An 11,864-nucleotide genomic window follows, 5' to 3' on the forward strand; every position below is an offset into this window, starting at 1 on the left:
CTGGTGCGCGATGTGGCAGCATATTCGCGAAAGCTGACTCTCGGAGGGTGTTCAAGCACCATACAATTTTTGTGTGTCGAACAGTCAGCTACGACGGTGCGTGCACCGTGGCACTTCAATTCATGCGTGCAATATTGGAATTTGCTTGGTCGTCTGGATGCCGCCGCGATGAGCTCTACTCATCAGCCTGTACTTATCCGACGGCTACACCGAATCGGTCGCGTCAATACATCTGGAGCATATTCCGTTCGACGAAGCTATGGTTCGTCTTGTTTTCCTTGCTTGCGTGCTTCAGTGAAGTTGCTGCGGCCAGCATCGCGGCAGGCTTACGTTTCGAACGACGTCCCGTCTTGGATCGCGATGAAATCGGAGTCCTTTCAATGCTTCAGGATCGATACGGTTTCATCTGGGTCGGCACGCCCATGTCGGGAATTTATCGCTACGATGGTGCGCAGGCACGCCACTTTGGGACAGAAGCCGGGATGCAGCCTCATGCGAGTGTTACTGCTCTATATGAAGCGCCGAATGGCGTCTTATGGGCTGGCACGCAGCAAGGCTTGTTCCGTTATGACGCAGAGACCGAAGCATTTATCAGCTATCGTCCACCTCAGGTTCGGTCGCCAAGTTCGCTGAACGTCAGGTCTATCATTGGCGATGGTAAAGGTGGTATGTGGATTGCCACCTGGGGTGGACTACAGCATTTCGATTCAGAGACCGGGCGGTTTCGGGAGTATATGCATGACAAGAGCAATCCGACCAGCATTGCATCCAACGACGTTAATGCGTTGGCCATCGATGCTCAAGGCGGGCTGTATGCAGGTACTTGGCCAGGCGGTCTTGAGTATCTTCCACATGGCGCTAATCAGTTTCGACACTTGCGCGTGGATCAGGAGAATGCACCTAATGCCAAGACAAATATTGTTCGAGCGTTACATGTCGTCGGCAGTGTGCTATGGATCGGCACTGAACAAGGGTTGCTAAGGTGGGAAATGCAAAAGCCGTGGGAAGCACGGGTACTTCTCAATGTACCGCTTGTCCGCTACACGGCGTTGTACGGTGACACGGACGGAACAATTTGGGCGGGAACACTAAGCGCCGGCGTGCAGCGTTGGCTGTCGGACGGTACGAGGACTGAAGAGTTTCTTTATCGCCCTAACGATCCGTACAGCTTGCCGTCCAACTACATACGCGCTGTCTTTCGTGACCGCGCCGGCTTGCTGTGGATAGGAACTTACGCAAACGGCATACGCGTAGCCAACTTGAATGCCAGCGGTATTGCTCGCATTTTGCCATTTGATAGAGAGTGCGGCCAAACCAGTAACACCGTTCAGACTTTGGAACGCGCAGGCAAGGGGAAGCTATGGCTCGGAAATAACCGTGGCGTTACCTTGTTCAATCCGGCCAATGGACAAGTTGAGCGATGCTTCAACGTTAGTTCTACGGCTTCGGACCGCTTGAGTAGTGACGTTGTCTACAAGATATATGTTGATCCGACGGAGGTCTTATGGATTGGCACCGCCTCAGGATTGCATCGATTGGATGGATCTCGTTCTAACATCCGCGTCTACCATTTCGGCGAGCTTCGGCGAGACTTCATCAACACTATAGCACCCTCATCGAGCGGGAAGCTGTGGGTCGGCACGGGCGGGGATGTCGTTCGGTTCGATCCAGGTGACGGCTCGTTTGAAGTGTTTGCACATAGCCAGGACGATCCTTCTAGTAGAAGCGTGACCGGTACTTCTGTAATCCTCGAAGATCGCCGCGGAAGAGTTTGGATGGGCTCCGAGCATCATGGTGGAGGTTTGGATCAATTTGACTCTATCGCAAAGACTTTCAAGCATTTCCGGCCAGAGCAAGGAAGCGAGACAGCGTTGCCGAGCGATGCAGTAACTGCGTTACATGAGGATCGAAACGGCCGTATTTGGGTGGGTACGGGAAGTGGTCTTGCCGAGTTGATTACATCTGACGAGGGCGTCGTTTCGTTTCGAGTCCGTCTCTTCTCCACTAGCGTAGGTACGGCAAAAATCCTCGCGATTACTAGTGACAGCGCATCTAAGATTTGGATCAGCACGGTAGGCGGTCTCTTGCGCATAGATCCTGACACCGGTCTTGCCCAGAGCTTTGGCCCCAGCGACGGATTGAGCGGAGCGTATGCAACCGGTGCTGTCTTAGCCGTCGAAGGCAACCTTTACTTTAGTGGATACAAAGGTATCACAAAAGTATGGCCTGAGTGTGCGGGTCGCATTCTGCGGGCTCCACAGGTGGCATTGACGCATGTTCGGATCGGACAAGAATCAATCGTGCAAAGTATTTATGCCAACGGTTCTCAATTAATGGGGCCACCTGTTCATCCTCGCTCGTTGATTGTGGCAGCCGGGGCTAAAACGGTTTCCTTCGGCTTTGCAGCGCTTCATGATTTAGATCCAGATCGAAATTCATTCAAGTTCGCACTTGATGGCCTGGACAACGAGTGGGTGAACACACAGCCAGGGCAAAGAACTGTTAGCTACACCAACTTGGACCCGGGCGAATATCGGTTTCGCATCCGCGCCTGGCAACCGGACAGTGGCTGGAGTGACGAATTGACTTTTCCTGTCACAGTACTTCCTCAGTTTTGGCAAACCAGTTGGTTCCGTATTGTGGCGATGTTGGTCTTGCTGCTTCTATTGGCAGTCTTATACCAGTGGCGGGTCCGTCATTTGAGGAAACTGAGCGCTACTCTCCGCAAGAAAGTCGCTGAGCGCACTGCTGCCCTTGAGAAGAGTAATGCCAAGCTAGCGGAGTTGAGCAACACCGACATGCTAACCGGAATAGGAAACAGACGCGCTTTTGAATCTTCGCTTGAATCTGAGATGCGCCGGGCCAGGCGTACAGGGAAGGAGATTGCGCTTATCCTGTTTGATATTGATCACTTCAAAAGCTTCAATGACACGTATGGTCACCAGGCCGGTGATGGAGCGCTTAATGTGTTCGGGCAAATGCTTGCTCAATACGCTCAACGGCCAGGCGACCTCGCAGCCCGTTATGGTGGAGAGGAGTTCGCCTTATTACTACCCGAAGCTACTGAAGATTTTGCGTTAAACCTCGCAGAACAAATCTGCGTTCACCTCCAAGAAAAAGGTGTGGCGCACTCCTCTTCACCTCACAAAGTTATGACAGTGAGTGCTGGCGCTGCTGTGTTGGTTCCAACGGATGCGCAAAGCTGTTCTGCGAGTCTAATTGCTCTGGCCGACCGTGCCCTGTATAAAGCAAAGCATTTCGGCCGCAACAGAGCTGTCCTCGCGTCGTCTAGTCTAGATGGCGAAGCTTCTATGCCAAAAATGGATCGGCAAACGACAGCGTGAGAACTATTTGGTTGCGGCGGCCTGCAAGCGCAAGAGCATCGCACTTTATCGCGCACACGACGACGTTCGATGCGCGAAGTGCTGCGCGCGCTCATGGCTAAGGTTGGACTATCGTCATTGGTGATGTGTATCCTTTAGTCCACCTTGGCTGCATTCTTCACTACTTTGGCAATCGAAAGGTTCTTCGCTCGGTAAGCTGAAAGCTTTTCAGATTCTTGGATAAGCCGATGGAAGCCGTTTTGGAAAGCGCCGAAGGGTATGACTACAGGCCAGATAATCTATTCAACGCATTGCACTACATGATGGGTGCACGCAACGACGCAGCCCTTTCAGTGATTATAGGCGTCCCCCACTCAACCATTTCAAGAATGCGTCGCCGTCTGACTCCTGTAACGGCCGAAATGGTTATGAAAATTCATGACGTGTCTCACTTGAGCATAAGCCATATCCGTTGGCTGATGGGGGACAGGGAGGGCTATTTCGATCCGGAGCGTCAGCGGAGAGTCGTCTCGAGTCCGTACTGCCGGTCGCTGGCTGCTGCCGAAACTCGTGATTTGGTGAAGCGAACTTCTTCAGCGAACTCGCCATAATTTTGCAGTCCAAGAATTACACGCGCTGCGATTAGACGTGGGTTAATTGTTTGTACGGTTTCTCGAGATCTGCGCGGCGCGAGCACTCCATTGACACGTAGCGAAACTGATCGGAGCAAAACAATGACTTCAGTAAACCTTCCGAATTTCGACCCAAAGACAACTGCGACACAGTTGGCTCAGAAGTACATCCAAGGTGCGCAAGATAGTTTGAATGTGCAAACCAAGGCTACCTCAGATATGGCATCGGCACTGAGCATGCTCGGAACGTCATTGACCGCATTTTACAATGTACTCGGCTCTATGAGCGACAAGAAATCTGTGTTGGCAAACTCCGCCACATTCAGCTCGGACGTGGGCATCGCATCTGCTACTTCTACCGCAGATGCCGGCACTTATCAGTTTTACGTTCAGCAAATCGCTACCGCCAACCAGGTTTCTTATGCCGGTGTGCAGAATAATACCCAAGCAGCCGGTGCTGGAACTTTGGGTGTAACGTTCGCTGACAATACAAGCTTTTCAGTGGATCTTTCTGCTGCGGACAGAAGTGGTGACGGCGTTCTGACAGCAAAAGAGATCGCGACGGCTATTAACGTGTCAGCGGACAACAAGTCTCGAGTTAGCGCCTCCACGATGACAATCAATGGCGCAACGACCCTTGTACTTACGTCCAGTTTGACCGGGACTGAGCATGCCGTAACGCTTGATGTTAGTCAGCTTTCGGACGCTAACTTGGCTATGCAACTTGACAATGGAAACAAGAAAGTTCGAGTGGCAGCCAAGGACGCCATTGTCTGGGTAGGAGACCCCGCAGATCCTGGTGGGGACGCCGTACAGCTGGCGACTCAAGCGTCCAACACGTTTAACGTGATAGATGGTGTTTCCATGACTTTCACCAAGGCGCATGAAGTCGGTGCCCCCCCAGTTACCGTGACTGTAGATAGGGACTACTCTGGTACCGCAGATAACGTTCAGGCATTTGTCGACGGCTGGAACGCTCTCATTGGAACCATCAATACTGTCTCAGATCACGGTGATCCAAACAATGGGAAAGCCCCGTCGGCCTTTGCGAGTGATAGCGCGCTGACTCTTCTGCACTCCAACATGGTCGCGATGCTTCGGACAACATCTAATGGATTGAGCTTTGCCAACTATGGGATCGCCCTTCAACACGATGGCACGCTGTCGTTAGACAAAAAGCGGTTGAAGGTCACTCTCGATAACGACCCGGTCGCGCTAGATGAAATCTTTGGCAGCGCCACGCCGGGTTCTGAATCCGGTGCATTAGGAGGCTTACACGCATTTACGTACGGCTGGGTGACTCCTTCGCGCAAGGTTGGGGTAGATCCCATTACCAACAAAGACATTTTTGCCCCTGGCACTTTGGCGTTGCGCAAGGATGTGAATAGCAGCAGGCAAAAGGCTTTGGCGAACCGACAGGCCTTGATTAGTGCGAGTTACGACAGCGCTTACAACCGCTATCTAGCTGAGTTCACTCAACTGCAGGCTCTTCAGTCGCAAATGACCACTACAAGTAGTATTTTCGATGCGCTGTTCGCAAAAGACGGTTGAAGTCTTTTGGAATTCACCAGTACTTGTTAGTAGATTTCGCATAGCTCAGAGATGAGCAAAATCTGCGGAATGAGTATGGACCGTCAGCCAGTCTTATTGTCGTGAACTGTTGTCCTTGTCCCCTGGATCTCTGCTTGGCTCACAGACCAGTTTTTGTTCAAGTCTGAGCCTTACGATGAAAGCAAAATCTGGCCAATTTTTCTGGGTCATTGTTCACCCTTAGTTTAGGAATCGCTGTGCCGAAATTCATTGTTGTCAAAACAATTCAATACACCGAAGAGGTCCAGGTTGAGGATGCTCCAACAGCGGAGGTAGCTAAGGAAGTGGCTTTGGCAACAGAAGGTAAACGCATCCAAAACGACGTTGTGATTGATGCCTACGTACGTCGGCTCATTGAGTAAGAATTGTGAGCACCGCAGTTCTTGAGGCGGCACCAGATCAGCGAGTAGTCCTTGTAAGACAAAACGGTTGGCTTCGAGATCGGGCGATTCGTGGAGTGTTGTAGATGCGTTTACTTCGAAACGCGTTCAAATACTGACGAAGTCTGTTCGGGCTATCTCGCTGCTAGAGTGAATTCCATTAGATGTAGCCTCAGTATCGAGCGAATGCTCTGCAGTTAATCTCCTCTGGAGGCCATATATGTGGAATCTAGCCAGCATTGCCGAAACTGCGGCGCCGTCGCGACAGAGAAATTTTGCCCGATGTGTGGCCAGGAAGCCCGGCTGCATCCGCTGAGTTTGCTTGAATTTCTACATGAATTTGTTGGACATTATGTCGCGTTGGAGGGCAAGCTTTGGGGCAGCATCACCCGCTTGTTGTTCCATCCTGGCCTGCTTACTAATGAGTACTTGGCGGGCCGCCGCAAGCGATATGTCGAGCCGCTTCGGCTCTATCTTTTCGTTTAGTCTGATTTTTTTCGCGGTGAGAAGCTCAACCACATTGAAGTGGTTATTGCTGATGATATTTCATTGCCTTTCGCTCCTGCTTGGTGTGTTGATCGTACTTGGCCTGGGCGTAGTGAGTTCGCATTAGAACTCAGGACAGAATGGGCCAAGGCAGCATGCCGACCAGCTCCAGACGGACTTATGACGGTTGACGTATCAAAACTAAAGTACGAAAAAAAACGGCATCGATTGATGCCGTGAAGGATCGCCACAATGCATTGGAGACTACATAGATAACGCTTGGGACGCAGCAATCATATTGCTGCGCTACTACCCGGTGCTGCCAATTTGGGCCTCTTTGCTGCCAATCGTTACTTAGGCCTTTGTGCCCTCTCCGAATTCTAAGGATGGTCCATAGCTTGCCGCTCAAATTAAAGTTGGCGGCATTTTGCAATTGTTTGGCAATTTTGCCGACGTAACCTTCTCTAGAATCTCTTTGTCTTGAAGGCTCGTGGCTCTGAGACTGGCGGTGTGGAGAATAATTAACTTCTACACATAGCATAGGGCTGTGACTCACCCACGAATATCCGCAACCTCGACCAGTGAAATTGAATGCACGCCATAGATAGAGAAGCGCTAAACTTTGTGAGAAAAGCTCGACTGGAATACAATCCAAATCGATTGCTGGATACGGTAGCGGAAATTCTTCAGGTGAAAACAGACTCTGCCTTAGCGACTGCATTGCGGGTCGGTCAGCCTATCTTGAGCAAAATGCGGCACGGAAAAGCGAACGTTAGTTCCGGAATGCTTATTCGCATGCATGAGATTACAGGCCTGACGATTGGCGAGCTGAAGTATCTGTTGGGCGGCAATTCCTTTGAAATCCGGAGATCCGAATGTTGAGTGTGCTTATCGGGATCGCTCTAGCAATTGGCGTCGGGCTCTTAGGTACGTACATCAAGCTAGATCGCGAGCGCGGCTTTTACCCGGTTATTTTAATCGTAGTGGCAGCTATTTACGTGCTATTCGCGTGCTGCGCAAACGAACCACGAGTCGTCTTCATCGAGATCCTGCCGTTGGCAGTATTTGGTATCGCGGCCGTAGTCGGTTTTCGAAAGAGCCAGTGGATTGTGGTTGTGGGGTTGGCGGGTCACGGATGTTTTGATGCGGTTCATAACCTATTGATCCTAAATAAAGGTGTCCCTCCATGGTGGCCAGAATTTTGCGGCACGTTTGACGTGGTCTTCGCACTTTATTTCGGCGTGAGACTGGTGTGGTCGAAGAGGAAGCTTTCTTCATCGTCATCGGAACCACACCTCTTTCGTAACAATGGCTGATATCGACATCAAAACGCACAACGATTCCAGCCTATAGGTCGGTTCCGGCGCGCTAAGAAGCCCCCTCAGGACGAAGTGGTAATAGGGCCAAAGTGACAACAAGATTGTTATCTCGAGATTTGCGTTCTGGCTCGATGGCACTTCTATGTCCCCCGGGTCGTGCGTTCGCGCAAGCGAGCGACGCGTGCTGCGTCAACTGCTCTACTTTTCGGATTGTTGAATTCGTCTCGCTGTGCTGGCGAGATTGGTCAGAACTCCGCTAGGCTTCTCGTCCATTTGCTTCCGCTTCGGCCCTTATTGAAAGCTTAGAACAATGGATCGTGGCCGAGATTGTCAATGAATTGTCAGTGCCGCGTTTGTGACGCTTCCATAATGGTATGTCGCCGGATGCGGTGACGGTGGTCTAAACGCGAGGGAAATATGGAAAAAATAATTAGCGAGAATTCGGGGCCAAGAGAGTCGTTGGTATTCAAACTTGGCAATGAGGAGTACGGCATTGATCTGCATAAGGTTCAGGAGATTAGAAGCTATCCTGCCGTGACTCGGATTGCAAATGCGCCAGACTTCATCAAGGGGCTTATAAATCTGCGCGGTACTATTGTTCCTGTTGCCGATATGAGGATTAAGTTCCGGTTGGGCTCCGCCGACGTTGGTCCATTCACGGCGGTCATCATCCTGAGTGTGCGACAGCGCCTGATTGGCCTCGTCGTTGATAGTGTCTCTGATGTCATGACCCTCCTCGCGGACCAGGTAAAGCCTGCACCAAGTATGAGCTCGATGATGAGTGTAGACTTCATCACCGGTATTGGAACAATCGATGACCGAATGCTGATTCTTCTCGACATTGATGCCTTAATTTCGTCTGCAGAGATGCAATTGATGGACACTGCTTCAGCTTAACCATGCTATCCGTTTTCTGATTGGCATGTACCTCTCAACGACGCACTGACGCGTTTGTCCGTGGTCTTCTAGGAGAATTCGTACCTCCCCCGACTTGCCTGGGGGAGTGCTACCCAAGTTCCCACACATTCCGTTGAGTAGCCATACGTTGCGTCGCATTCTATTCTGTGGCAGCAACTAACAGGTATTTGTCTCTTCAGCCTGGTAAGCCCTTCGGATAATCATGTCGCGATGATCGCATGTGCGGTCATTCGACGATCCATTCATACTTACATCCAGGACTGAAAGCAATTATGAAAGAAACGATCCTGTCGCGATCCATGCGCCTGATTTTCTCCAGCGGTATGGCCGTAACAACCGGGCTTATCGCCCAAAGCGCAATGGCCCAAGATGCCAAACCAGAAATCCAGCGTGTGGAAATTACGGGTTCGGCAGTTAAACGCATCGCAGTTGAGGGAGCGTTGCCGGTACAAACGCTGTCTAAATTGCAGATCGAGCAAACGGGCGCCACCACGGTCGCGGATCTCGTTGCAACGCTGCCTTCGATGCAGGGCCTCATTACTTCATCCGCGTCGGTAAATGGCGGAGGCGGCGGTGTTCAGACTGCATCTGTGCATGGCATCGGAACAAAATACACGCTCGTGCTTCTGAACGGTCATCGCATTGCGCCATATACCGCTGGCTCTTCGGTCAACCTAGCTAGTATTCCGCTGTCCGCGGTGGAGCGCGTGGAAATTCTGACTGATGGTGCATCTGCGCTGTATGGCTCGGACGCCATCGCCGGTGTCGTGAACTTCATCCTGAAGAAAGATCAAAAAGACCTTAATGTAGAACTGACCTATAACCGGCCTAGCAAAGGTACCAATGGAACCACCAGCAACGTAGCCATTTCTAAAGGTTTTGGTGATTTTGACACTGAGGGATATAACGTCCTGCTGGCTTATAGCCACGACACCCAAAAGGAACTGAACGCAGAGGATCGCCGATTCAGCGCGCCCGGTGGCGTCCATAACTTTGTTGAGGGCGGTAAGACTTACTCTCTTTATCAGCTCTCCAGTAACTCAATTCCTGGAAACGTAACCGCCACGCTAAGCGACGGGAGCAAAACGAGCTTTAATCCTGGCTTGATCAATACCGGAACCTGCGGCGCTGCAAATACCTTCAAGGTGGGCAACCGATGCCTCTTCAATTATGCAACCACGGTAGAGTTGCTGCCAGAGTTGAAACGTGACGGCTTCTTCGCCTCCGCCAGTGTGAAAATCAATAGCAGTCTAAAATTCTTCGCAGAGGGGTTGTATTCGAAATTCACGAGCACGGCGCGCTTCGCTGCGCCTGCACAACCCCTAAGTCTCGACATCAGTACACCGATGTTCCAGTCTAACGTCATGCCGGCTCTCGTAAAGTTGGGTGTCGACCCTTCCAAAGTGGCTAGCGCTACTATGAATCTTCGTTTGGTAGACGCTGGTGGTCGTACCGATGATTGGGAAACCAAGGCCAAGCATGTCGTGTTCGGTCTTGAAGGTAACGCTTTCGGATGGGACTTTAATACCGGCTATACGCATTCGCAAAACGATTCGCTTGACCATGCGGCTGCGGGCTACACTTCTGGCGACAAGCTTGATGCATTGATGCGCGCAGGTACCTACAATCCATTTATTGTGCCGAATGCTGACACCAAAGTAGCGCTGGCCCCTGCCGTGCTTCATCAGCTCCTCGACGAAACCATTTCGAAGATTGACGTGCTCAGCATTCGTGGCTCCCGCGAAGTGTTCGGCGCTCCTGGTGGTGCCGTCATGCTTGCCGTTGGGAGTGACTATACACGTCAGAAATACGTTGACCAGCCAAGCCCAATTGCAATGGGGCCGAATAGCCTGCAACCAAATTGGACGGATACTAACGTAGGCGGCGGCACTGGGGCATTGCCAGTTGATGCCAAGCGCAACAACTGGGGCGCCTTTGCGGAGCTTGTCGTGCCTGTCATGAAAGACTTGGAGCTGACAGGCGATGTTCGTTATGACAGCTACGATGCGGTGAAGAATGCGATGAACTTTGATTCAGCCACTGGTCAGCTTGCGGCCCCTGCGACTCAAGGCAACAAAGCTAGTAAGTCTACCTATAAAGTTGCTGCAGCATGGCGTCCTATCGACAATACCCTGCTGCGCGCGTCTTACGGCACAGGTTTCAAAGCACCTAGCTTGAGTGATATCACGGCACCTCTTGCCAATTTCGGATCTTCGAACTTCCATCCGTGCCCGATTACATCTGGACCATTGCTCCCGCTTTGCAATGGCACGGCGGAATACACCCTGCTCCAAGGGGGGAATGCCGCGAGCGGAGCTCAAGGACTGCGGCCCGAAACATCGAAGCAGGCAACTGTTGGATTCCGAGTTGAGCCAGTCAAGAGTCTGTCTATTGGTCTCGATCTTTGGGACGTAAAGCTGAAAGACCAGATCAAGACGCTGCCGGAAAGTGAAGTATTTGGTAATCCGGCCAGGTACATGAACTTGTTCTCTGCTTACTACGATCCGATCGTGAAGGCAAAGGTGCTTGCAGCATCGCTGTCGCCGATGAACCTGTCTAGCTCGCACTACCGTGGCTTAGACTGGGATAGTACGCTTAGCACCGGTACTCCTGTCGGGAAAGTGACCGTCAACTGGACGGGCACTTATATGCTTAAAGCCGACCTGCAGGCCTTGCCTGGTGACGAGGCGGAGCATAGCGTCGGTCGCTTTAATTCATATAATGACGTCACCTTCCGTGTGATTAGTAAGCTGACTGCATCACTGAAGCAATCCGACGCGTTCACTCATTCTCTTACCGCTGTGTATCACTCCGGTTACCAAGACATGCCTTTGACCGCAGATGATCAAGCTGTACGTCCTGTCAATGCAGATGGCACGTTGGGAGACTATGTCGATATGCAGCGTGAAGTACGTTCTTACACCGTGTGGGATTGGCAGACCAAATACCGCTTCAATAAGAATCTGACCATTACGGGCGGAGTAAAGAACCTGTTCAATACCGAGCCACCGTTCTCGCAAAAGATCGCGGGTGGTGGCAACCAAGCGGGTTACGATGGCCGATATACAGATCCATTGGGACGCCAGTTTTATGTTGTGGGCAACTACAAATTCTAAGACAGATATACACGAACTAACTTCATCATGTGTTCCTTCACCGCCATCTTCGATGGCGGTTTTTTTGCCATTGATTCTCTGCCTGCAAGTGCGTTGGTTC

The 11,864-nt window shown here is 51.5% G+C and carries 8 protein-coding genes; all 8 read left to right on the plus strand.

Annotated elements, in window-relative coordinates:
• Positions 1–107: 107 nt before the first annotated feature.
• The 8 genes from AB4Z19_RS27845 (at position 108) to AB4Z19_RS27880 (ending at position 11,764) form a co-directional block, all read left to right on the plus strand.
• Entirely contained in the window at positions 108–3,344 is a 3,237-nt protein-coding gene (locus tag AB4Z19_RS27845; RefSeq protein ID WP_442036775.1) for a ligand-binding sensor domain-containing diguanylate cyclase, read from the plus strand.
• A gap of 227 nt (positions 3,345–3,571) precedes the next feature.
• Positions 3,572–3,934, plus strand: a complete 363-nt coding sequence (locus AB4Z19_RS27850; protein WP_442036777.1) for a hypothetical protein — start codon at positions 3,572–3,574, stop codon at positions 3,932–3,934.
• 123 nt (positions 3,935–4,057) lie between these two features.
• On the plus strand, positions 4,058–5,506 hold the full coding sequence (gene fliD, locus AB4Z19_RS27855; RefSeq protein ID WP_442036779.1) for a flagellar filament capping protein FliD: 1,449 nt from the start codon (positions 4,058–4,060) through the stop codon (positions 5,504–5,506).
• Between the two features lie 236 nt (positions 5,507–5,742).
• The gene (locus tag AB4Z19_RS27860) at positions 5,743–5,907 is read left to right on the plus strand and encodes a hypothetical protein (RefSeq protein WP_442028882.1); all 165 of its coding nucleotides are present in this window, start codon (positions 5,743–5,745) and stop codon (positions 5,905–5,907) included.
• 300 nt (positions 5,908–6,207) lie between these two features.
• On the plus strand, positions 6,208–6,411 hold the full coding sequence (locus AB4Z19_RS27865; protein ID WP_442028885.1) for a DUF3667 domain-containing protein: 204 nt from the start codon (positions 6,208–6,210) through the stop codon (positions 6,409–6,411).
• 875 nt (positions 6,412–7,286) lie between these two features.
• Positions 7,287–7,727 (plus strand): hypothetical protein, encoded by a 441-nt coding sequence (locus AB4Z19_RS27870; protein ID WP_442028883.1) that lies wholly within the window; start codon positions 7,287–7,289, stop codon positions 7,725–7,727.
• A 420-nt stretch (positions 7,728–8,147) separates the two neighbouring features.
• Positions 8,148–8,627 (plus strand): chemotaxis protein CheW, encoded by a 480-nt coding sequence (locus tag AB4Z19_RS27875; protein WP_442028884.1) that lies wholly within the window; start codon positions 8,148–8,150, stop codon positions 8,625–8,627.
• A 293-nt stretch (positions 8,628–8,920) separates the two neighbouring features.
• A complete protein-coding gene (locus AB4Z19_RS27880) occupies positions 8,921–11,764 on the plus strand; it encodes a TonB-dependent receptor (RefSeq protein ID WP_442036781.1) in 2,844 nt (947 codons plus the stop codon).
• Positions 11,765–11,864: the final 100 nt, after the last annotated feature.

The organism is Pseudoduganella sp. RAF19 (assembly GCF_052114165.1).
GTDB lineage: Bacteria > Pseudomonadota > Gammaproteobacteria > Burkholderiales > Burkholderiaceae_D > Rugamonas.